The organism is Parerythrobacter lutipelagi, from assembly GCF_005434975.1.
GTDB lineage: Bacteria > Pseudomonadota > Alphaproteobacteria > Sphingomonadales > Sphingomonadaceae > Parerythrobacter_A > Parerythrobacter_A lutipelagi.
The window spans coordinates 1,223,941-1,245,387 of record NZ_SKCJ01000001.1 but is presented as its reverse complement, the minus strand read 5'-3'; the positions used below and the strand labels follow the sequence as shown (position 1 = coordinate 1,245,387).

21 protein-coding genes are annotated in these 21,447 nt (G+C 61.0%); 8 read left to right on the top strand and 13 right to left on the bottom strand.

All coding sequences use genetic code 11. The features are described 5' to 3' along the window. Positions 1–53: 53 nt before the first annotated feature. The gene (locus E0502_RS06195; RefSeq protein ID WP_420813476.1) at positions 54–1,637 is read right to left on the bottom strand and encodes an FMN-binding glutamate synthase family protein; all 1,584 of its coding nucleotides are present in this window, start codon (positions 1,635–1,637) and stop codon (positions 54–56) included. 6 nt (positions 1,638–1,643) lie between these two features. Further along, positions 1,644–2,342: a dienelactone hydrolase family protein gene (locus E0502_RS06190; protein ID WP_137677032.1), complete on the bottom strand. Its 699-nt coding sequence runs from the start codon at positions 2,340–2,342 to the stop codon at positions 1,644–1,646. A 113-nt stretch (positions 2,343–2,455) separates the two neighbouring features. Here E0502_RS06190 and E0502_RS06185 point away from each other — a divergent pair, with 113 nt between their 5' ends. The 6 genes from E0502_RS06185 (at position 2,456) to E0502_RS06160 (ending at position 8,369) form a co-directional block, all read left to right on the top strand. Beyond that, positions 2,456–2,725: a DUF6489 family protein gene (locus tag E0502_RS06185; RefSeq protein ID WP_137677031.1), complete on the top strand. Its 270-nt coding sequence runs from the start codon at positions 2,456–2,458 to the stop codon at positions 2,723–2,725. 18 nt (positions 2,726–2,743) lie between these two features. Next, the gene (mnmE, locus tag E0502_RS06180) at positions 2,744–4,018 is read left to right on the top strand and encodes a tRNA uridine-5-carboxymethylaminomethyl(34) synthesis GTPase MnmE (RefSeq protein ID WP_137677030.1); all 1,275 of its coding nucleotides are present in this window, start codon (positions 2,744–2,746) and stop codon (positions 4,016–4,018) included. A 100-nt stretch (positions 4,019–4,118) separates the two neighbouring features. Beyond that, on the top strand, positions 4,119–5,975 hold the full coding sequence (gene mnmG, locus E0502_RS06175) for a tRNA uridine-5-carboxymethylaminomethyl(34) synthesis enzyme MnmG (RefSeq protein WP_137677029.1): 1,857 nt from the start codon (positions 4,119–4,121) through the stop codon (positions 5,973–5,975). Continuing rightward, positions 5,975–6,634: a 16S rRNA (guanine(527)-N(7))-methyltransferase RsmG gene (gene rsmG, locus E0502_RS06170; protein ID WP_137677028.1), complete on the top strand. Its 660-nt coding sequence runs from the start codon at positions 5,975–5,977 to the stop codon at positions 6,632–6,634. Before mnmG ends, rsmG begins: the two co-directional genes overlap by 1 nt. After that, a complete protein-coding gene (locus tag E0502_RS06165) occupies positions 6,631–7,407 on the top strand; it encodes a ParA family protein (RefSeq protein ID WP_137677027.1) in 777 nt (258 codons plus the stop codon). Before rsmG ends, E0502_RS06165 begins: the two co-directional genes overlap by 4 nt. Further along, a complete protein-coding gene (locus tag E0502_RS06160) occupies positions 7,404–8,369 on the top strand; it encodes a ParB/RepB/Spo0J family partition protein (protein ID WP_240048886.1) in 966 nt (321 codons plus the stop codon). Before E0502_RS06165 ends, E0502_RS06160 begins: the two co-directional genes overlap by 4 nt. Before the next feature lie 106 nt (positions 8,370–8,475). Here the strand turns inward: E0502_RS06160 and E0502_RS06155 are convergent, their stop codons facing one another. Both E0502_RS06155 and E0502_RS06150 read right to left on the bottom strand, forming a co-directional pair. Then, the gene (locus E0502_RS06155; protein ID WP_137677026.1) at positions 8,476–9,372 is read right to left on the bottom strand and encodes a glycine zipper 2TM domain-containing protein; all 897 of its coding nucleotides are present in this window, start codon (positions 9,370–9,372) and stop codon (positions 8,476–8,478) included. Between the two features lie 128 nt (positions 9,373–9,500). After that, positions 9,501–9,995: a GAF domain-containing protein gene (locus E0502_RS06150; protein WP_137677025.1), complete on the bottom strand. Its 495-nt coding sequence runs from the start codon at positions 9,993–9,995 to the stop codon at positions 9,501–9,503. Between the two features lie 61 nt (positions 9,996–10,056). On the opposite strand from E0502_RS06150, the gene E0502_RS06145 reads away from it, so the two are divergent. Next, complete coding sequence (locus E0502_RS06145) at positions 10,057–11,523, top strand: PQQ-dependent sugar dehydrogenase (RefSeq protein WP_137677024.1); 1,467 nt, start codon at positions 10,057–10,059, stop codon at positions 11,521–11,523. On the opposite strand, the gene E0502_RS06140 is transcribed toward E0502_RS06145, so the two are convergent. Both E0502_RS06140 and E0502_RS06135 read right to left on the bottom strand, forming a co-directional pair. Then, on the bottom strand, positions 11,520–12,311 hold the full coding sequence (locus tag E0502_RS06140) for a DUF815 domain-containing protein (RefSeq protein WP_240048885.1): 792 nt from the start codon (positions 12,309–12,311) through the stop codon (positions 11,520–11,522). The two genes, E0502_RS06145 and E0502_RS06140, sit on opposite strands and share 4 nt — an antisense overlap. Beyond that, complete coding sequence (locus tag E0502_RS06135) at positions 12,301–14,052, bottom strand: acyl-CoA dehydrogenase family protein (protein WP_137677023.1); 1,752 nt, start codon at positions 14,050–14,052, stop codon at positions 12,301–12,303. The genes E0502_RS06140 and E0502_RS06135 overlap by 11 nt, the downstream gene beginning before the upstream one ends. A gap of 41 nt (positions 14,053–14,093) precedes the next feature. On the opposite strand from E0502_RS06135, the gene E0502_RS06130 reads away from it, so the two are divergent. After that, positions 14,094–15,050 (top strand): L-threonylcarbamoyladenylate synthase, encoded by a 957-nt coding sequence (locus E0502_RS06130; RefSeq protein ID WP_137677022.1) that lies wholly within the window; start codon positions 14,094–14,096, stop codon positions 15,048–15,050. Positions 15,051–15,059: 9 nt separating this feature from the next. Here the strand turns inward: E0502_RS06130 and E0502_RS06125 are convergent, their stop codons facing one another. The 7 genes from E0502_RS06125 to E0502_RS06095 form a co-directional block, all read right to left on the bottom strand. Then, positions 15,060–15,398 (bottom strand): putative RNA-binding protein, encoded by a 339-nt coding sequence (locus E0502_RS06125; protein WP_137677021.1) that lies wholly within the window; start codon positions 15,396–15,398, stop codon positions 15,060–15,062. A 63-nt stretch (positions 15,399–15,461) separates the two neighbouring features. Then, a complete protein-coding gene (locus tag E0502_RS06120) occupies positions 15,462–16,235 on the bottom strand; it encodes a head GIN domain-containing protein (RefSeq protein WP_137677020.1) in 774 nt (257 codons plus the stop codon). Positions 16,236–16,264: 29 nt separating this feature from the next. Continuing rightward, entirely contained in the window at positions 16,265–17,218 is a 954-nt protein-coding gene (locus E0502_RS06115; protein WP_137677019.1) for a GIN domain-containing protein, read from the bottom strand. Between the two features lie 123 nt (positions 17,219–17,341). After that, on the bottom strand, positions 17,342–17,878 hold the full coding sequence (locus tag E0502_RS06110; RefSeq protein ID WP_137677018.1) for a CarD family transcriptional regulator: 537 nt from the start codon (positions 17,876–17,878) through the stop codon (positions 17,342–17,344). Positions 17,879–18,147: 269 nt separating this feature from the next. Then, positions 18,148–18,486, bottom strand: coding sequence for a ferredoxin FdxA (gene fdxA, locus E0502_RS06105; protein WP_137677017.1), 339 nt, complete (start codon positions 18,484–18,486; stop codon positions 18,148–18,150). After that, entirely contained in the window at positions 18,483–18,794 is a 312-nt protein-coding gene (locus E0502_RS06100) for an RNA-binding S4 domain-containing protein (protein WP_137677016.1), read from the bottom strand. Before E0502_RS06100 ends, fdxA begins: the two co-directional genes overlap by 4 nt. After that, positions 18,794–21,382 carry a helicase-related protein gene (locus tag E0502_RS06095; protein WP_137677560.1) on the bottom strand — a complete coding sequence of 863 codons (2,589 nt, stop codon included), beginning with the start codon at positions 21,380–21,382 and terminating at the stop codon, positions 18,794–18,796. The genes E0502_RS06100 and E0502_RS06095 overlap by 1 nt, the downstream gene beginning before the upstream one ends. Positions 21,383–21,447: the final 65 nt, after the last annotated feature.

Genomic DNA, 21,447 nt, shown 5'->3' with positions numbered 1-21,447 from the left:
TCAATCCGCAGGGCCGACCCTACTTTCCCCCCGCAGACGCTGATTGCGAGTAGTCAGCTTGCGCGGGCGAAGGAATTCGCCTGCGCGGCCCGCCAATGACGGATAAATGCGGTTGAATCAGGATCGGCGAGGAGTGCGCCGTCTTCGAGAAACGGATAGATCTTGTCGATCGGATCGGAGCGGGCACCGTTGATCCGTTCGCGCATGTCCATTGGTCTTATCTGCCACGGATTGTCGAGCCCCATGGCGACGACAATTTCGCGCAAAGAATGCAGTGTTTGCTTGTGGAATCGCGCCACACGCGGGCCCTTGTCTTCGACCACCAGCCCGGCCTGGCGCCATTTCTCCTGTGTGGCGACGCCGGTTGGACAATTACCTGTATGGCATTGCATCGACTGGACACAGCCGAGCGAGAACATGAAAGGGCGCGCGGCATTGCACCAGTCTGCCCCCATGGCGAAAGCCTTGGCCATTTGCGCGCCTGAATGAAGTTTGCCCGACGCAGCCATCTTGACGCGAGATTTCAACCCTGTGCCGACCAAGGCATTGCGCACGAAGACCAGTCCTTCGCGCAAGGGCATTCCAACGCTGTTGGATAGCTCTAACGGTGCTGCGCCAGTGCCGCCTTCCGCCCCATCTACCGTGATGAAATCGGGAGCTATGCCGGTTTCGAGGATGGCCTTGGCAATCGCGAACACTTCGTGCGGCTGGCCTACGCATAGCTTGATGCCAACCGGCTTCCCACCACAAAGCCCGCGCAATTCCGCAAGCCACTCAAGCATTTCGATGGGATTTGAAAAAGTCGAGTGCGCGGCCGGTGAAAGGCAGTCTTCGCCCACCTCTACGTCGCGCGCTTCAGCGATCTCTGCGGTGACTTTCGATCCTGGCAGGACCCCGCCATGGCCAGGCTTCGCGCCCTGGCTGAGCTTGATCTCTACCATTTTCACCTGATCGTCTTGCGCACGTTCTGCGAACTCGCCTGAGTCGAATCCGCCATTTTTCGTCCGGCACCCGAAATAGCCGCTACCGATTTCCCAGATCAGATCACCACCATGGCTACGGTGATACCGGCTGATCCCGCCTTCGCCGGTGTTGTGTGCAAAGTCTCCGATGCTGGCCCCGTAGTTTAGCGCTTCGATCGCCCGGGCCGAGAGGGAGCCGAAGCTCATCGCAGAAATGTTGAGCAGAGAAGAGGAATAGGGCTGTGAACTATCCCCGCTGCCGATATCCACCCGCCATTGCTCGGGCGCGGATTCGTTGGGCTTGATCGAATGACCGAGCCATTCGTATTCGTCTGAATAGACATCGAGCTCGGTGCCCATCGGATGGGAATCGAGCTGCCCCTTGGCCCGGGCATAGACCAGCGCGCGAGCCTGATGGCTGAATGGCCGACCGTCGAGATCGTCTTCGACAATGTAGGCTTGAGCGAACGGGCGAAGATCTTCCATTATCCAGCGAATACGCGCGATCAATGGATAGTTTCGCCGAAGCGTATGCTTGTGCTGAAAGAAATCCCACAGAGCGATCAGCGCAAGCGGCAGGAGCAAAACCAGCCCCCACCGCATCGGAGCCCACACGCTCGCCGCTAGCGTCAGAGCCAGCAACAGCGCCGGGATCACAATGCGAAAGGAAGTCACCAAGGATCAGCCGAGGTGCTGGGCAAAGAATTCCCAGGTTCGGCGGTCGGCCAGTTGCGCGCCGTCCTCGTCACGGCGCTTGCCATGTTCGGTCGCGAAGCCGTGATCGAGACCTTCGTAATCGTACAGCGTCACCCTGTCGTGGTTATCGAGCCCGTCATGCATGGCTTTTTGCGCAGCCTTGTCGACGAAATGGTCTTCAGTGGGAATGTGCAGCAACAGCGGGTTGGCGATGGCCTTGGATTCATTAAGCATTTGGTCGATCATCACGCCGTAATATCCTACAGAAGCATCGATATCGGTCCGGGCGGCAGTCATGTAAGCGAGCTTTCCGCCGAGGCAGTAGCCGACGCAACCAACCTTTTTGACGCCTGCCTTTTCGCGGATCCAGCGAATGGTGGCTTCAATATCGCGAACGCCGTTGTCGGGATCATATTTGCCAAACAGCTCGAGCGCTTGGTTGAATTGCGGCTCTATGTCCGGATCAAGCTGCAAATTCGGCTCCATCCGGAAAAACAGGTCGGGGGCGACTGCGACGTAGCCTTCTTCAGCCCATTTGTCGCATTTGCGCCGGATGCCGGCATTCACGCCGAATATCTCCTGAATGACGATAATGGCGGCCTTCGGGGTACCCGCGGGCTTGGCAAAATAGGCTGTGAACGTTTCATCGCCATCGAGACCCTGTATGGTCACCGTCTCACTCATATCCGCTCCTGTCGGTTTGATTTGGGTTTTTACCGGATTCGACTTATCGCTTGTGAGACGATCATGACAAACCCAGATTGTAATCAGTCTAGTGTCATAACGGAGAAAACGCGATGAAGGTCCAGATTGAAATCGATTGTACGCCCGAAGAGGCCCGGACCTTCATGGGTTTGCCCGACGTGGACAAGGCAAACGCAGTCTATGTCGATACGATCACCAAGGCGATGAAAGGCGTATCGAACCCGGACCAGCTGCAGCAATACGCCAAGCAGCTTGCCCCCATGGGACAGATCGGCATGAAGCTGTTCCAGAATTTCGTCGAAGGCGCTGCGTCTGCCGGGATGGGTGCGGCAAAACCGACAAAGCCCAAGTCGGACGACTGAGCACGCCGGTTCGTCCCCATGGACACGATCTTTGCTCTATCTAGCGGGCGGCCTCCGGCAGCTATTGCGGTTGTTCGCATCAGCGGACCAGAGGCCGGCGTCGCCCTTGATACCTTGGCCGGTTCGCGCACGCCGCCGAGAGAAGCAAAGCTCAGGTCCTTGTCGAATTCCTCGGGCGAGCTGCTCGACAGGGCAATGGTGCTGTGGCTACCCGGCCCGCACAGCGCAACGGGCGAGGACACAGCCGAACTGTTCCTCCATGGCGGAGCTGCCGTTGTAAAGGCAGTCGAAGCAGCCCTTGGTACGATCGCCGGGCTGCGAATGGCTGAGCCGGGCGAGTTTACCCGGCGCGCTTTTGCCAACGGTAAGATCGACCTGTCGGAAGCAGAGGGTCTGGCGGACCTGCTCGAAGCGGAAACCGAGCTGCAGCGCCGTCACGCGATGGCGATTGCTGGCGGACGTTTGTCGCGGCAATTCGAAAAATGGCGCGAGGTGGTGCTGGGCTTTTCTGCTGAAGTGGAAAGCGCACTCGACTTTTCCGATGAGGAGGATGTGGAAGGGCTGCCAGACGCGTTCTCGGAAGGGATCGAAGCGCTGAGCCAGGAAGTTGCGATGTGGCTTGATCGTCCGCGCGCAGAGCGCTTGCGGGATGGCTACCGCGTGGTTCTCGCCGGTCCACCAAATGTGGGAAAATCAACGCTTTTCAATGCATTGATTGAGATCGACGCTGCCATTGCAACACCAATCCCGGGCACAACACGCGACGTTCTGGAACGGCCCGTCGCGATTTCGGGTGTACCATTTGTGTTCGTCGATACGGCCGGTCTGCGGGAGACTGGAGGCGACAGCATCGAAACGATCGGGATTGAGCGCGCGCGGATCGAAGCGGCCAATGCCGATTGCGTTCTGTGGCTCGGTCCAGAGGGAGAGGGGCCTGCGGGAGCGTGGGAGATCGCGGCCAAGGCGGATATCGGGGACGAGACCACCAAGACATCGCCAACGCATACGGTTTCTGCCGTATCCGGTCTCGGTATGGCTGAATTGCGCCAGTCTCTGGTCGAACGAGCGAGACAAACCATGCCTAAGCCTGGCGAGCTCTCATTGAACGAGCGACAGCGCGGTTTCGTGACGGAGCTGCGTGCTGCGCTGACGGAAATCGATCCGGGGCAGGATCTTTTGATCCTCGGCGAAAATCTCCGTAGAGCCCGTCTCGCGCTCGATGCGCTGATTGGACGCTCCTCTACCGAAGACATGCTCGATGCCTTGTTTGGCCGCTTTTGCATCGGCAAATAGGTTTCACGTGAAACATCGATGGCTCAATTAGGAATGGGTGTTCCACGTGGAACACCAGTTTGCTTTGACCTGACTCATTCACCCGGCTAATCGGTCCTCCATGCAAGAATTCGACATCCTGGTCGTCGGCGGTGGGCACGCCGGTGTCGAGGCAGCCTGTGTGGCTGCGCGGATGGGTGCGCGTGTCGGGCTGGTCACATTCGAAGCTCAAGCGGTTGGTGCGATGAGCTGCAATCCAGCGATCGGGGGTCTGGGCAAGGGCCATCTGGTGCGCGAGGTCGACGCTTTTGATGGAGTTATCGGCCGCGCTGCCGATGCCGGTGCCATCCACTACCGGATGCTCAACCGGTCGAAGGGCAGTGCTGTCTGGGGTCCCCGTGTCCAGGCCGACCGGGCTCTGTTCAAAGCCGAAGTCCAGCGAATTGTCGCCGCCGAGCGCAGGCTGACTGTCATCGAAGGTGAAGCGGCCGAGTTGCGGCGATCCGGTGGGCGCATCTGCGGTCTGAAGCTCGCGAGTGGTGATGTGCTTGCCGCACAGGCGGTGATCCTGTGTACGGGCACCTTCCTTGGCGGGACTCTGTTCCGCGGCGAGGAACGTCTGACGGGTGGGCGGATCGGCGAAAATTCGGCCCAGCGACTCGCCGCGCAGATCCGTGATGCGAACCTGCCGATGGCCCGGCTAAAGACCGGAACGCCGCCACGCATTGACGGTCGGACAATTGACTGGGCGCGACTGGAGGAACAGCCATCGGACGATGAAAGCTGGACCATGTCGCCTGTCACAAATGGCCGCCGCAATCCGCAAGTGTTCTGCGCGATCACGCGCACCAATGCGCGTAGCCATGATATCATTCGGGCCAATCTCGACCGGTCTCCGCTATTTTCCGGAGCCATCGACGCGCAGGGCCCACGTTATTGCCCTTCGATCGAAGACAAAATCCATCGGTTTGGCGATCGTGAGGGGCATCAGGTGTTCCTCGAGCCCGAGGGTCTCTCGACCCATCTGGTCTATCCGAACGGAATTAGCACGTCGTTGCCCACCGACGTCCAATTGGCGATGCTGCGATCCATGGAAGGCCTCGAAGACGTGAATATGGAGGTACCGGGCTATGCGGTCGAGTATGACCATATCGACCCACGGGCCCTCACGCGCGGCCTGGAGTTGCGCGCCATGCCGGGGCTTTACTGTGCAGGGCAGATCAACGGCACGACAGGGTATGAGGAAGCGGCCGCGCAGGGATTGGTCGCCGGGATGCATGCCGGAGCGGCAGTCCTCGAGCGCGAACCTGCATCACTCGACCGTGCGAATTCCTACATTGCGGTCATGATTGACGATCTCACACTTCATGGGGTGAGCGAGCCCTATCGTATGCTGACTTCGCGCGCCGAATACCGACTTCGTCTAAGGGCCAACAATGCCACCACGCGTCTGACTTCGCTTGCGGATCAAGCGGGGTGTCTCGGCCCGGCGCGCGCCAAATGGTTCGCTCGGCGAGAGGCGCTTCGTCAGACGATGGAGGGCGACCTTTCGAACACTCTTTCCGCACCTGACATGGCCGATGCAGGGCTGCCGGTCCGGCGAGACGGAGGATCGCGGCCTCTGTCGGAGTGGCTTCGTTTTGGCGGTGTGGATCTGGCGGCGCTTCGCCAGTGGCTGCCTGAAACGTTCCACGTGGAACACGATATCGCGAGCGAACTGGCCGAAGATGCCGCTTATGCGCCCTATCTGGAGCGACAGGAGACCGAATTGCGAGACTTGAGGGCGAGTGCGGCCGTGAAACTGGCTGCGGACTTCCCATATTCGGAGGTACCCGGCCTGTCTAACGAGATGGTCGAGCGCCTGAGCAAAGCGATACCAGAGGATCTGTCTGCGGCCGGGCGTGTTGCGGGCATCACACCAGCAGCCCTTGCCGCCGTTCTGGTCCACGCCCGCCGCCGCGAACAGCTTGCCGCGTGATGCCGATTTCCACTGAAGCGGATGCGCGCAGCTACGTTGCATCGCTGTGCGATGCCGATGCTCTCGCGCGGCTTGACCGGTTTGCCACCCTCCTTCTTTTGGAGAACGCACGCCAGAACCTTATTGCCAAGCCAAGCGAGGCGATCCTCTGGCAGCGGCATATTGCCGATAGCGCGCAGTTGCTGGAGCATGTTTCACGTGAAACGGCGCCGGCTCCGTGGCTCGACCTGGGGTCGGGCCCCGGCCTGCCAGGGTTGGTTATCGCAGCGATGCGGCCGGAGATGCCGATGGTTCTCGTTGAGTCCCGCCGCAAGCGCTTCGAATGGCTCAGGCAAACGGCCGATGCGCTTGGTCTCGGGAACTGCCGGATCGAAGGGAAGAAGCTCGAATCGGTCGAACCGTTCAAGGCCGGGACAATCAGCGCGCGCGCATTCGCTCCGCTCCGGCGTATCCTCGATTTGTCCGCAAGGTTCTCCACAACCAGCACTTTGTGGCTGTTGCCGAAAGGGCGTTCGGCGGCGCAGGAAGTGGAAGAGTTGCCAAAGCGGTTGAAACAACTGTTTCACGTGGAACAGTCGGCAACCGATTCTGAGGCGGGAATCGTGGTAGGAACCTTGACCCGCACGGCACTCGGGCGGCTCGACGGAGGGATAAAATGATCACCATTGCGATCGCGAACCAGAAAGGCGGTGTCGGGAAGACGACGACCGCAATCAATATTGCAACCGCAATGGCCGCGACCGGATGGAAAACCTTGTTGGTGGACCTTGATCCGCAAGGCAATGCGTCGACCGGATTGGGGGTTGGTTCGGCTGATCGTGAAAGCTCGACCTACGATGTCCTGGTCGAAGAGCGTCCTCTTGCGGAGTGCATCCACCCGACAGGTATTCCCGGTCTCGATCTGGTGCCGGCCACGGTCGATCTGAGCGGCGCAGAAGTGGAGCTCGTCACCGTCGAGGATCGTACCGATCGTCTCCGCGCGGCGTTGGGCAACCACCATGCACACGACATTTGCTTTATCGACTGCCCGCCATCGCTTGGGTTGTTGACCCTGAACGCTCTTGGCGCCGCTGACACCTTGCTCGTGCCGCTACAATGTGAATTTTTCGCTCTCGAGGGCCTCAGTCAACTTCTCCAGACGGTTGAGCAGGTGCAACAGCGGTTCAATCCCGATCTGGGGATTGTCGGGATTGTCCTGACCATGTTTGATCGCCGCAATCGTCTGACCGATCAAGTTGCCGACGACGTGCGCGACTGCCTTGGCAATCTGGTCTTCGATGCAGTCATTCCGCGCAATGTGCGCCTGTCCGAGGCTCCGAGCCATGGATTGCCCGCTCTGATCTACGACCATAACTGCACAGGTAGCCGCGCCTACATAGCGCTTGCCCGAGAACTGATCGGACGCCTGCCTGAACGGAGGAAAGCTGCGTGAGCAACCCGACAGATCCGATTCGTCTTTCCGTGCCGCCGCGCAACCCGGCTGAAAAGCGCAAAAAGCTGGGCAGGGGTCTCGGTGCCCTCATGGGAGAGACCCGACGTGAAGAACCGCTGGTGACCGGCGGTGGCGGCGGCACATCTGGCGCAGGTCCGGCATCCGATAGCGGGTTGGCCTCCCTGCCGGTCTCGGCAATCGAGCCGCTTCCAGGCCAACCCAGGCGCTATTTCGACGACGAGGCATTGTCCGAGCTGGCCGAATCGATTGCCTCTCGCGGGGTCATCCAGCCGATCATCGTGCGGCCGCTGGCTGGCGGGCGCTATCAACTGGTCGCCGGTGAACGTCGCTGGCGCGCCGCACAAAAAGCGCGGCTGCACGAGATCCCCGCACTCGTACGCGAACTGGACGAGCGCGAGGTCATGGCTCTGGCCCTGATCGAGAATATCCAGCGCGAAGACCTCAATCCGGTAGAAGAAGCCCAGGCTTATCAACGCCTTGCGGACAATGAGGGCATGACACAGGCAGAGATTGCCAAGCTTGTCGACAAGTCGCGTAGCCATGTCGCCAACCTGCAGCGATTGTTGAACTTGCCGGAAGAAGTGCTCGACATGGTGGCGCAAGGCGCGCTGAGCATGGGCCATGCGCGCGCGCTGATCGGACAAGAGGATGCCATAGCCCTGGCAAAGGCGGCGGTCGCCAAAAAACTCTCAGTGCGCGAAATCGAAAAGATGGTGAGGAGCCCTTCCGGCGAGACGACGCGCCGCATGCCGCGGGTGTCGCGCGATCCGGCGAAGGATGCCGATATCGCGGCGGTGCAGGCCCATCTCGAAGAGTTCCTTGGCCTGTCGGTCAAGATAAAGTCCGATGCGGATCCGCGCACAGGCGCGGTTACGATCCGCTATCGCACGCTCGATCAGCTCGATCTGATCTGCCAGCGGCTCACCGGCGGCGATATCTGACGCCTTGAAGTTCTAGCAAAACATTGAAATCGAGCCGAAAAAAAGAATGCGCCGCGCGGGAATTGCGCGGCGCAACTTTTTCGCAAAGCAGAGCAAATCGTGCTGCTTAGTCGTCCTTGACGTATTTCGTGCGCTGCGGCGCTCGCTTGATCGGAATGGTCTTGGTCGGCGCCGGCTCGATCACGCGATGCCGCACGACTTCCTCGACCTTGACCTCTTCCACGATTGTAACCGGCTCGTTGATGTACTCGACATATTCGCGGACGACAGCGCGGCGCTGAACAGGGACCATCACCTGGACATACATCACTGGAACCGGCTGGTAGGCATATCCATAGAACGCCTGCCCATAGTGATGCTGGCCCATGGGGTAAGCACCGTGATGTCCGTATCCGCCTGCCAGATAGCGGTCGAGATACGCTTCGCAATATTCGCGCTCTTGCGAGCGGCGGTTGCCCGATTCTATGGCCGAGCCGATGGCGGCACCGGCCAGGCCGCCAACGCCGGCACCAATCAGCGTGCCCGCCAACCGGTCACCGTCCGCCACCCGGTTGCCAATCACGCCGCCGGCCACCGCGCCGAGAACCCCGCCGGTCACGCCGCCGCTGCCGCCACGACGGTCCTGACGCATATTGGCGCGGCACTGATCAAGCCAGGCTTCGCGATCGAATGACTGCGGCTGCGGATGCGCGACATAGCCATGATCCGCATGAGCGGCATGCGCTTGCGCAGGGTAAGGCGAGCCCTCGTAACTGTAATCGGCACCGGCTTCACCCTGGTATTCGGTTTCGTACTCGTAGGAATCCGATGTCGCCGGGATAGGCTGAACCACCGGTTGCGGTTGGTAGACGACCCGAGGGGGCGCGGCAGGCACGGCAGGCGCCGGCACTGCGTATTGATAGCCACTGCCTTCATAGGTCATTTCCGGCTGCGCAGCAGCTGGCGAGGCCAAAGCCATCGCCAATCCGGCGGTTCCCACAGCGAGCAATTGGCGGCTTGTCATCGAATCTTCCCCTAACGCGGTCCCGACGAATTGCGGGCGTTAAGGGAAAATATACCATAAGATTCGCGCAGGTCGCTCTGCTTGCAAGCCATTGTCCCGTTTCGGGGCGACTGGCTGCGGAGCCCGCGCTAGATCGCGGCGCAAATCCGGGCGGCCAGGGCTTCGATCCCGGCGGCATCTTCGCGATCGAACCGCGCGAGGTGAGGGCTGTCGATATCTATCACCGCGATCAGCCGGCCATCGCGCTGGACCGGAACGACCAGTTCCGACTTGCTGGCTGCATCGCACGCGATGTGTCCGGGAAACGCTTCGACATCCTCGATCAATTGAGTCTCGCCCGTAGCAGCGGCGGTCCCGCATACGCCGACACCAAAAGGAATACGGATGCAGGCAGGCTTGCCCGCAAAAGGCCCCAAGACCAATTCCCGGCCTTCGCCCTCGGGGTCGACACGGTAAAAGCCTGCCCAATTGATGTCCGGCAGGAAGTCCCACATAAGCGCCGCGACATTGGCCATATTGGCCACGCCATCGCGCTCTCCGTCGACCAGCGCGCCTGCGGCGTCGATCAGCTGGCGGTATCGCTCGGGTTTGGGCAGGGCTTCATCGACGGAAAAATCATACATCCGGTTCATCTAGGGCAGCATCCCATTGCCGCAAGCCCGCACAGCGCCTATTCGATCGAATATGAGCAAATTTCGCAAGTTCCTCATCGCCCTGCTGGTCTTCATTCTGGCTTTCTCCCTTCTTGCCTGGTGGCTGTTTCAGGGCGACGAAGCCGACCTGCCGGTGGACGATGTAACGGGGACGAAGCCGGTCCTTTCGAAGGAATCGGCGGAAACCATTCCGACGATCAACATCGCGGAACCGATCGGCTGGAAGGATGGCGAAAAACCCGAAGCGGCAAAGGGGCTGCGTGTCGAGAGATTTGCCGACGGGCTGGAGCATCCGCGCGTGCTCTATTCACTGCCCAATGGCGATATCCTCGTTACGCTGACCCGGGCACCAGAAACCGATGGCGGCGGGTTGACCGCCTGGATCGCGAAGAAATTGATGTCGAGCGCGGGTGCAGGCGGCGCATCGCCCGATCAACTGGTCCTGCTGCGCGATGCCGATGGAGACGGGGTTGCGGAATCGCGTTCGGTTCTGACTGACAATCTCGCGTCCCCGTCAGGCATCGCCTGGACGGATGGCACTCTCTACGTTGCCAACCATGATGCACTGGTGTCGTTTCCTTACGAATTGGGCGCGACCAAGATTGCGGCCGAACCGAAGAAGCTGATGGATCTGCCGCCGGGTGAAAACCACTGGATGCGCAACATCGCGCTCGATCCCGATGGTGAGTCGATCTACATCGCAGTGGGTTCGGCATCGAACATCGGTGAAAAGGGCATGGCAATCGAAGAAGGCCGTGCCGCCATCCACGAATACACCATCGCGAGCGGATCAAGCCGCATCTATGGCGCAGGTCTGCGCAATCCGAACGGTCTCGACTGGAACCCGTGGAACGGCGAATTGTGGACGACGGTCAATGAGCGCGACATGCTCGGCTCCGACCTTGTACCGGATTATCTGACTAATGTTCCGGTCGGTGTGCACTACGGGTGGCCGTGGCTTTACTGGAAAAGCAACATCGACCGCCGGGTCGACAGCCCGATCCCGACTTACGTCAGCAGCTACACTCGCAAGCCCGAATATGCCTTGGGGCCCCATGTTGCAGCCTTGGGTCTTGCTTTCACCAAGGGTGGCCACCGCATGGGTGCAAGTTTCGGGCAGGGTGCGTTTATCGCGCGGCACGGATCGTGGAATCGCATTCCAGCCTCCGGTTACGATGTTGTCTTTGTCGCGTTCGATGAGCGCGGCAATCCGCTGGCCAAGCCGGTTCCGGTCCTCAGCGGGTTCCTGACAGGTGACGGCAAGACGCACGGCCGGCCCACCTGGGTTGCGTGGGCGCAAGACGGGGCACTGCTGGTGAGCGACGATACCGGCGGGATTATCTGGCGGGTCATAGCGCCGGGTGCCGAACCTGCACCAGCGGTTGTCCGGTACGAGAGCGGATCGCTCCCGCCACAGCGCGAGCTGATCGGAGATCCTTCAGCGGCCTTCCGGGAAGATTTTGCCCGCGAAGTCCCGATGCCCATGCCGGTCAACTAGAGCGGACGCCCGGCGCGGCCGGCGCATTCGACGATATATTGCCAAGCGACGCGACCTGATCGCGCGCCGCGCTGCTTCGCCCAGAGCAGCGCGGCGTCATTGTCTACGGCCAGGTCAAAATGCAAAGCGTACGATGTGACGATTTCAAGATACGTCGCCTGGTCGCAAGCATGAAACCCGACCACCAGGCCGAACCGGTCCGACAGCGCGAGTTCGTCATCACTGGCGTCGCGCTCATGCCGGTGTGATCGGCCCGTGTCGATTTCACGCGGGACGATGGCCCGATGGTTCGTGGTGACTGCCAGCCGAGCGTTCGCAGGCCGCGCCTCGACCCCGCCTTCCAGCAAGCTCCGCAATCGCCGTGGCCCGTCCAGATCATGCGGGGCAAATCCCAGATCATCGACGAACAGGAGGAATTGCCGGTCAACCGGGCCCAGCCTTTCAAACAGCGAAGGCAAGCTCGACAGGTCTCTGGCCGACAGCTGGACCAGAGCGAGCCCGCCTTCAGCGAGCCCGTCTCCAGCAAGCTCCGCGACCGCAGCGCGGATCAAGGCGGATTTGCCCATCCCGCGGCTGCCCCACAGCAGCATGTCGTGCGCCGGGATGCCCTGAGCGTGACGCGCGCTATTCTCCAACACGCGGGTCTTTTGCGCATCAATGCCGCGTAGCAGGGCGAAAGGCGGTGCGATGATATCCGGCAGCGAACGGACCTTTTCGCCATTCCAGACGTAGGCGGGCGACGCCATCCAGTCGGTCGTCTCGCCCACCACCATCATTCTATCCGGCAAGCTGCTCGGCGGTCAGTGCATAGAGCAGCTCTGCGCCTGCCACGGCTGCGGCCTTCTGGCCCGCTGCTTCGGGCACGATATGATCGAGGAAGTATCGCGCCGTGACGGGCTTTGTTTTCGCCAGCGAGGGGGCGGCACCGCCTTCGACTGCGCGGGCCTGCAACAACAATTGCCACCCCGCCACCGCAACCGATGACATCGTGCAGAACGGTACGCTGCCAGCCAGCCGGTCATCGAGCGATGCATCGTCGCGCATCCATTCGGCAACTGCCACGCAGTCCTGCGCGAGAGCTGCCAAGGCGGGCTCTTCAGCACAATCGCGGATGATGGCCTGCATCAGCCCGGCGTAGACCGCGCCGTTCTCGTAGCCCAGCTTGCGGGTCACGAGGTCTGCGGCCTGAATTCCGTTTGTGCCTTCATAGATCGGCGCGATCCGCGCATCGCGGTAATGCTGAGCCGCGCCGGTTTCCTCGACGAAGCCCATCCCGCCGTGGATCTGCACGCCAAGACTTGCGACTTCGATCCCGGTGTCCGTGCCCCACGCCTTGATCATCGGGACCAGCACATCGCCGCGCTTCTTTGCTGCCTCGTCCCCCAGCGTCCCGCGATCGACCAGCCCTGCCGTGTAGTAGAGCAGCGCCCGCATCCCCTCGGTCAGCGATTTCATCCGCAGAATCATACGGCGCACGTCGGGGTGCTCGATAATGGCGACAGGCGTGCGGTCAGGCGATCCGGCACGGGCGGATTGCACCCGATCGGCCGCGTAATGGATCGCTTGCTGCGTGGCCCGCTCGCCGATCTGGACCCCCTGGTTGCCGACATTGATCCGTGCATTATTCATCATGGTGAACATGGCCATCAGTCCGCGATTCTCTGTCCCGACCAGTTCGCCCATGCACTCGTCATTGTCGCCGTAAGACATGACGCAGGTCGGCGACGCGTTGATGCCCAGCTTGTGCTCGAGGCTGACACAGCGAAGGTCGTTGCGCGGTCCGAGCGATCCGTCATCGTTCACATGGTACTTGGGAACCGCGAACAGCGAGATGCCGGCGCTTCCCGCCGGGGCGTCGGGCAGCCGTGCAAGCACCAGGTGGATGATGTTCTTCGCCAGTTCGTGCTCGCCCCAGGTGATGTAGATCTTCTGCCCCTTGATGCGGTATTTTCCCGCGTGCTCGCCGTCTATCACTGGTTCAGCGGTGGAGCGTAGGGCGCCAACATCGCTGCCAGCCTGCGGCTCAGTCAGGTTCATCGTGCCCGACCATTCGCCGCTGACCAGCTTGGGCAGGTATTTCTGCTGCAAGGTCTCGCTGCCGTGATGCTCCAGCGCTTCGATCGCGCCGACCGACAGCATCGGCAGCAGGTTGAACGCCATGTTGGCCGTGCCGAGGTTCTCCAGCACGTTGCAGGCGAGAATGAAGGGCAGGCCCTGACCGCCGAATTCGGCCGGAGAAGCAATGGCGTTCCAGCCTTGCTCGACATAGCTCTCATAGGCTTCGGAAAAGCCCTCGGGCAGGCGAACCACGCCATTTTCCAGCACCGCGCCAGCAAGATCCCCAACGCGATTGAGCGGGGCGAACTCGCCCGCAGCGAATTGGCCGACCCCGTCGACGATGGCCTCGACCATATCGGCTTCGGCTGCGGCGAAGCGTTCGCTTTGCGCCAATTCCTCGATCCCCGCATTGACGCGGATGGCGAGGAGCTGGTCTTGGGTTGGCGGCGAATAGGGGGTCACAGTGGTCATGTCCTCTTGGCTTTGTTGCGCATCACCTATAGCGGGCAGCCATGGGCGGCAAGAACGCTACGGAAACGGTATTGGCCGATACGGCGGGAATCGCGCGTGCTGCGGCAATTCTCGAACGGGGAGGCTTGGTCGCGGTTCCGACCGAGACGGTTTACGGTCTGGCGGCCCGCGCCGATTCGCCCGAAGCCGTGGCGAAAATTTACGCCGCGAAGGGCCGCCCCAGCTTCAATCCTCTCATCGTCCATATGCGCGATGTTGAACAAGCTAGGCGTCTGGCCGATCTACCAAGTACCGCCGAAACCCTGGCTGAATTGTATTGGCCGGCCCCGTTGACCATGGTCGTCCCGAAAAGGGCTGACGCCGATCTCGCGCCGGCAGTGACCGCCGGGCTTCCCACTGTCGCGCTGCGTAGCCCGAACCATCCGACCATGCAGGCATTGCTTGCGGCCTGTGATTTCCCACTTGCCGCACCTTCGGCCAATCGCAGCGGGTTTGTGAGTCCGACAAGCGCCGCCCATGTCGCGGCCACGCTCGATGGCCGCATCGACCTGATTCTCGACGACGGCTTTGCCTGTACAGAAGGACTTGAATCAACAATTGTGGCAATCCGTGAGGACCACAGCTGGTCGGAATTGCGGGCAGGCCCGGTCGACCTCGATCAATTGCACAAATTCTATTGGGATGCCCCCTACAAACGCGCCAAGACGTCAAACGCGATCGAAGCGCCGGGGCAGCTTGCCAGTCACTATTCGCCGGGCAAGCCAATCCGGCTCAACGCCAAGAATTTCGCACCCGATGAATTCGTGATCGGCTTCGGCGCGGTGGCCGGGGATTGCACACTCTCCGGAAAAGGCGAACTGAATCAAGCAGCAACGCGCCTCTACGATTGTCTCCACCTCGCTGCGGGGTCCGAGAAGCCGCGTATTGCGGTGGCCACGATACCGGAGGTGGGGATCGGCAGGGCCATCAATGACCGGTTGCGTCGCGCCGCTGCCTAGCAGCCAGGTTCAATCGTCGCGTTCGGGCGGGTCGAGCGGAACGTACGGCATGATTTCCTGCATCTCGGCATAGGTTTGTCGCGCGTCGTCGCACGCGCCGCGATCGCCCTCGTCGCATTCTTTACGTTGTTTCTCATGACGCCGTTCGAGTTTACCGAGCTCCTCCTCGCGTTTGCGCATCTCCCGCCCGCGTTTCTCGTCGCGTTCCGACTGGCTGGTTGTGGCAAGATCCACCGCCGAGCTGGCAACGCGAACGGGTGCGGTGACAACATCGACAGCCGCCCGTGCAAGGCAACCGGACAGCAGGGGCAGGCTAGACACCGCAAGGAAAAGCGAAAGACCGCGCATGGAGTTCTCCTTCCTGCGCGGCCTTAGCATGACTTGCCTTGAACTGCGTCTGAATTGTCAGGCCTATTCGGCTGGCTCGGTTTCTGGCTTGGTTTCCGGCTCGCTGTTTTCGGCTGCCGCGCATGTGAGCTTGCCCGAGCCGAGCTTGTTACTTTCGCAGGTAGCGGAGCCGGTGACCGCTACATCGCCCGAGCCCACGATATTGGCTTCGACTGTGCCGTCGGAGGCAAAGGATGTGCTGCCTGAACCGGCGACATTCACGTCCGCGCGGTCGATCGTGACGGCCCCGAGGTTTGCATTTCCCGAGCCGAGGACGTTGAGGTCCAGTCGCTCGACGGTGCCGCTCGCGGTGACCGAGCCAGATCCAGCGATATTGAGGTCGAGTGTTTCGGCCGCGAGGCTGGCAATCACGATCGAACCTGAACCGCCAATGTTCACGTCGGCCTTGCTCGCCATCGTGGCCGCCTCGATCTTGCCGGAGCCGGCCATGATAATGTCTTCCGGTGCGGGCATGGTCACCCGCACGGTTGCCGTGCCGATATCGCTTGGCGCATCATTCATTCGCATTACGCCCAGAGTGCCATTCTCCAGCACAAACCGCAGCGCATCGACCACATCCTGATCGCCTTCGACTGCGATATCGAGCGTGTCGCCCTCAGTGATGATGATCGTGTCCGGGCCAAACAGCGCGATGCCGGTCGGCGGGTCCCCGGACGTGTCGAGCTCTGCCAGCGGGACGCCGTCTTTGCCGTTGATGTTGATATCCATATCGCAGCCGGTCAGCGCGAGGCTGATTGCAGCAAGCGGGGCGAAAAACTGCGCGAAAAATCTGGTCACTGGATTGTCTCCCGTCGTGACTATTGAACTTATTCCGACTTGCTGGCCGGAGCCTTGCGTTTCTTCCGGGCGGGTTTGGCAGGTTTGGCAGGTTTGGTTGCCTTCGTCGCCTTGGCCGGCTTCGACTTTGGGGATGCCCCCTTGGCCTTGGCTGCGGCACCACCCGATTTGGGAGGCTCAGGCGGCTTGGGCGGTTCCGGTGCATCCGGTTCGCCCTTGCCCCTGTCATCGCGGTCGTCGCGGGGCAGGCAGTTGAACCGACCCGATCCCAGTGACTGCACCCTGGAGCGCGCGCGGCCATAGACGGTGACATTGCCTGATCCCATCATTTTTGCCTCCACCTCGCCGTCGCATGCCAGGCGGGCGGAGCCCGATCCGGTAATTGTGATCTGCGCTTTCCCCACATCAAGCTGGGCAAGGTCCGCCTCGCCCGAACCAGCGGAAACCAGTTTGAGGTGTTCGACCGAACCTATTGCATGCAGGCGGCCCGATCCGAGCACTTTCGCCTTGAGGCGGGTGCATGTGACCCCGTTGAGCATGACCGATCCGGAGCCGGTTATGCTTACGCCGGCATCGTCAGCCAATGCGCCGATTTCGACGAATCCCGCTCCAGCGAGAGTGACCGAGCGCGGCGCGGGCATGGTGATTTCGACGGTTGAGGCTTCGGCTGTCGCGCTTTCCCGGTCGCGGCGGGCAATCACCAGTTTGCCTTCGCGCTGTGCCAGGCGGACCAGGCTCGGGCCTTCGCCTGGTGTCTGGATGCGGAAAGTCTTGCCTTCCGCGATGAAAACCCGGACCGCGCCAAGCACGACGATCTTTTCGGGCGGAGTCTGCGTCAGGTCGAAATCCTCGACGGGAACGCCGTCCCAGTCTCCGTCAACATGAAATTTGCCGTTATCGAAACGGAATTCCGTGTTCTCGAATTTTCCAGCCATAGCGGCGGCGATAATCGGGCCGACCGTTTTGAAGATATCGTTGAGCATGGGGCTTCTCCGGCAAGTGTGTATTGGTGATATAATACACTATGCACCCCACTTCAATCCCGCATACCAAAAGGGGCCGCCCTTTCAGGCAGCCCCCATCGAAGCCAATCTACGGTTGGTCGATCAGCTTTCTTCCTCGTCATTGTTGTAATACTGCGGCGCATGTTCGCGCAGCACTTCGAGGATTTTCTCCAGTGCCGTCGGCTCGTCGGTTTTTTCCATCGCCGCAAGTTCACGTGCGAGACGGCTCGAGGCTGCTTCGAAGATCTGCCGTTCCGAATAGCTCTGTTCGGGCTGATCGTCCGGACGGAACAGGTCGCGGGTCACTTCGGCGATCAAAACGATCTCGCCCGAATTGATTTTCGCTTCGTATTCCTGCGCGCGGCGCGACCACATGGTGCGCTTGACCTTGGGCTTGCCCTGCAGGGTTTCCATCGCCTCTTTCAGCGCCTTGTCGCTCGAGAGCTTGCGCATTCCGATCGACTCGACCTTGTTGGTCGGCACTCGAAGCGTCATGCGCTCCTTTTCAAATCTCAGCACATACAGTTCGAGCTGCATGCCTGCGATTTCTTCATTTTGCAGTTCGATGACGCGGCCGACCCCATGTTTGGGGTAAACGACATAATCGCCAACGTCGAAGGCGGGAGCCTTGGCTGCCATAAACAGTCCTTTCTCAGGGCCGGGCCACATACGTAACAGTAAAAGAGGCCTGCGGCCGCGCCGGTCCGGGCGCGGTCAAACCCATTTATGCTGTCACGAGTGGTCCTGACCTTTCCTTATATCAGCCGCCACCGGGACCAAACCGATGCGGTTGACAGATCATATAACACAATCGCAACAAAATTGCGAGTCTTGCAAAGAGTCAGCCCGTTTGCCGTTGCCAGATCAACTGTCGAGGTCTTGCCGTCAGGTGGGTCTGCGAATGAGGATCAGTCCCCTTCACCCGGTTCCGGGGTGAAGAATTTCTCGAACTTGCCTTCCTCGCCCTTATGCTCGTCGGCGTCTTCGGGCGGGTCCTTCTGGCTCGTGATGTTGGGCCATTCCGCTGAGTATTTGGTGTTCAGCTCGAGCCACTTCTCCAGTCCGTCTTCCGTGTCAGGCAGAATGGCTTCGGCCGGGCATTCGGGTTCGCACACACCGCAATCGATGCATTCCGAAGGGTTGATGACAAGCATCGTCTCGCCTTCGTAAAAACAGTCGACAGGGCACACCTCGACGCAATCGGTATATTTGCATTTGATGCATGCGTCGGTGACGACATAGGTCATGGTGGCGATTTTCCCTTAGCTGAAGCCGTAGATTTCGCTGCTAGTGCCGTTTCCCCGTTCTGGTCAAGCATGCGATAGCAATCCGCCGCCTCACTCGCCGGTCCTCGCCTGCTCGGCAGGTGTTGGACTTCAACCAGGCGGACCGAATTTTGCAGCGGAATAGTCAGGATGTCACCCACTGTAACTTCGGCGCTGGCTCGGAGGACCCGGTGACCATTGCAACGCAAATGTCCGCTGGCGACAATCTGCTGGGCAATGCCGCGCGTCTTGGCGAAGCGGCAGCGGTGCAGCAGCACATCGACCCGCATCAGCCGATCAGGTCAGCCAATCCAGCGAAGGCACTGCCTTCGCGCGGCTTTGGTGACGTCTTGCGCTCTGCTTTCCTGCGCGATGGCTGCCACTCGAACTTGCCCGGCGGCGGAGGGCCGAACTGCCCGTCACTCAACGCCTTGCCGGGCGAAAAGCGGAAGCCGGCGGCGCTCAGCAAACGCTGGAAGCTGTCCGGCGAAAGCCCGGTGGAAATCGCCAGTGATGGGTCGATAATGAACCGGCGGTCCTTTGCCTTCGACCTGGTATCGTGCGCGCTGCGCAGGATTTTCTCTGCAATGTCGATCCGGATCAGCTGCTTGCCAGCAGGTCGATAACCCGAAGGCACCGCTCTGCCGCCTTTGATCACGGGAATCATCGCTGGTTGAAGAGGGCGCCGATCAGCTCCGAGCGCATGCAGCAGCTGGCGCGGCGCAGGCTTGAGCAGGACCGCCGCAAATATGTCCAGAGCACCGAATGTGACACCAAGACGGCGCAGGAACGGCCGCATTTCCTTGGGCAAATGCTCAATCCCGGCTTTTTCTCGACTGACATAGCCGTGCCCCGCAATCAGGTTGAGCAGCAAGGCTCGCGCCTGAGACCCGGTATTTGGATCGTTGGTCGCAGTCAGCATCTTCGACAAGGGCTCGAGCGGCTTGAGCTTGCTTTCGAGCCAGGCACCAAGGGCATCCATCAATTGCTGGCGCGCATCGGGTGAGAGAACGTCCAGCTCGCGCTCCGCGATGAGCCTTGGCTTGGCTGGCGCGGATCCGATGTCGCGTTTCGCAATCGGCTGACCGCTCCAGAGGACCGCGCCATCCTCAAGTGTCACACCTGCCAGATCACCGGCTGCGAGACTGAGCGCCCGCTCACTCAGGATGCGCGGGAGGGCCTTCTCCCCGGCGGCGAGCAGCATCTTGCGATCCGCGAAGTTCGCCATGTGATCGACTGTAAAGCGAAAACCATCGACTCTGCCGATCGGCTCGTCTTCCACCGCCAGCGTGCCATCATCGGATAGGGTGACCGGCAAGATCGCGGCATCCTGGCCAAGCGATTTCATCAGAAGTGCAGTCCTTCTATTTACAAAACGTTCCGTCAGTCGGGCGTGTAGCGCATCGGACAGCTTGGCTTCCACCCCTCTTGCGCGGGCAGCCATTTCGTCTCGGGCGAGCACCCAGTCGGGCCGCTGGCAAATATAAGCCCAGCTGCGAACTGCAGCGATGCGCGCCTGCAGCGTGTGGATGTCGCCTTGCATGTTGTCGAGCTCGGCAATGCGCGCGGCGGCATAGTCGGCACCGAGGTATCCGTCCTTCAGATCCTGCCACAAGCGCAGGACAAAGCGCGCGTGCTGATCCGCGCCGACCTGGCGAAAATCGGGGAGCGAACAGGCCTCCCAGAATCGCCGCACCGCGCCTGCGCCTGCGATCCCGGAAGCAATCGGCTGCGCGGCGAGCAATTTGAGCACTGCAAGGTCGATGGCTTCAGGTGCGAGCCTCAGCCCATCTTCAACAGGCGGCCGCTCGAGGTCCGCGACCAGCGTGGCTATGCTGTCGAAACGCGGTTCGGCTTCGCGCCAGAAAAGCGTTGTGATCGGCCTGAACCGATGTTCTTCGATCGCGTAGATTTCTTCGTCGGAGAACTCTGCGGGTTCGACCTGAGGGCCGCTGGCACCTGAGAGCGTGCCGAAGGTTCCATCTTTCTGGTGCCGCCCGGCCCGCCCCGCAATCTGAGCCATTTCAGCGGGTTGGAGCCGGCGCTGCCGCACTCCGTCAAATTTGGTCAATGATGCGAAGGCCACGTGCGTGACATCCAGATTGAGCCCCATGCCGATCGCATCTGTCGCTACGATATAGTCAACCTCGCCAGCCTGGAACATGGCCACCTGACGATTGCGGGTTTCAGGGCTTAGCGCCCCCATGACCACCGCGCTGCCACCCCTGAAGCGCCGCAACATTTCTGCAACGGCATAAACCTGCTCCGCGCTAAAGGCGACTATCGCGCTACGCGGCGGCAAACGCGACAGCTTGCGGGGGCCGATATGTTTGAGAGTAGAGAAACGCGGGCGCCCGATGATCTCGGCGGTGGGCTCAAGTGCGCGGACCATCGGCTCCAGCGTCGCAGCCCCCAGCAGCATAGTCTCGTCACGCCCCCGCGCATGTAGCAGCCGGTCGGTAAAGATATGCCCACGCTCGCGGTTGGCGCCGATCTGGGCTTCGTCGAGCGCCACGAACGAATGCCCGCCGCCATCGCGCGGCATCGCCTCGGCGGTGCACAGGAAATACCGTGCGTCAGGCGGCTCGATACGCTCTTCCCCGGTGATCAGAGCAACCTGTTTCTCGCCCTTGATGGAGACAACCCGGTCATACACTTCGCGGGCCAGCAGGCGCAGCGGAAAACCGATCGCGCCGCTCGAATGGGCGCACATCCGTTCGATCGCGAGATGGGTCTTGCCGGTGTTGGTGGGACCGAGCACCGCTTTGACCGGAGATCGGTTGCCATAAGAAGTCACGCACCGCTCTTGCCAGCCGTTGGCCGATCCGACAACCGCCCACCACGCGCCCTGAACACCCTGCCGCCTGCGCGACTCCATTCGTCGCATCTTTAGGCGGTGTTAACTTTAAATTGGCAAGGTTCTCGCGCACAGAGGCCCAACGG

Coding starts and splice junctions, on each gene's coding strand:
- E0502_RS06190 (WP_137677032.1), bottom strand. CDS start 2,342: ATGAGTGAGACGGTGACCATACAGGGTCTCGATGGCGATGAAACGTTC.
- E0502_RS06185 (WP_137677031.1), top strand. CDS start 2,456: ATGAAGGTCCAGATTGAAATCGATTGTACGCCCGAAGAGGCCCGGACC.
- mnmE (WP_137677030.1), top strand. CDS start 2,744: ATGGACACGATCTTTGCTCTATCTAGCGGGCGGCCTCCGGCAGCTATT.
- mnmG (WP_137677029.1), top strand. CDS start 4,119: ATGCAAGAATTCGACATCCTGGTCGTCGGCGGTGGGCACGCCGGTGTC.
- rsmG (WP_137677028.1), top strand. CDS start 5,975: ATGCCGATTTCCACTGAAGCGGATGCGCGCAGCTACGTTGCATCGCTG.
- E0502_RS06165 (WP_137677027.1), top strand. CDS start 6,631: ATGATCACCATTGCGATCGCGAACCAGAAAGGCGGTGTCGGGAAGACG.
- E0502_RS06155 (WP_137677026.1), bottom strand. CDS start 9,372: ATGACAAGCCGCCAATTGCTCGCTGTGGGAACCGCCGGATTGGCGATG.
- E0502_RS06150 (WP_137677025.1), bottom strand. CDS start 9,995: ATGTATGATTTTTCCGTCGATGAAGCCCTGCCCAAACCCGAGCGATAC.
- E0502_RS06145 (WP_137677024.1), top strand. CDS start 10,057: ATGAGCAAATTTCGCAAGTTCCTCATCGCCCTGCTGGTCTTCATTCTG.
- E0502_RS06135 (WP_137677023.1), bottom strand. CDS start 14,052: ATGACCACTGTGACCCCCTATTCGCCGCCAACCCAAGACCAGCTCCTC.
- E0502_RS06130 (WP_137677022.1), top strand. CDS start 14,094: ATGGGCGGCAAGAACGCTACGGAAACGGTATTGGCCGATACGGCGGGA.
- E0502_RS06125 (WP_137677021.1), bottom strand. CDS start 15,398: ATGCGCGGTCTTTCGCTTTTCCTTGCGGTGTCTAGCCTGCCCCTGCTG.
- E0502_RS06115 (WP_137677019.1), bottom strand. CDS start 17,218: ATGCTCAACGATATCTTCAAAACGGTCGGCCCGATTATCGCCGCCGCT.
- E0502_RS06110 (WP_137677018.1), bottom strand. CDS start 17,878: ATGGCAGCCAAGGCTCCCGCCTTCGACGTTGGCGATTATGTCGTTTAC.
- fdxA (WP_137677017.1), bottom strand. CDS start 18,486: ATGACCTATGTCGTCACCGACGCATGCATCAAATGCAAATATACCGAT.
- E0502_RS06100 (WP_137677016.1), bottom strand. CDS start 18,794: ATGCGGGTCGATGTGCTGCTGCACCGCTGCCGCTTCGCCAAGACGCGC.
- E0502_RS06095 (WP_137677560.1), bottom strand. CDS start 21,382: ATGGAGTCGCGCAGGCGGCAGGGTGTTCAGGGCGCGTGGTGGGCGGTT.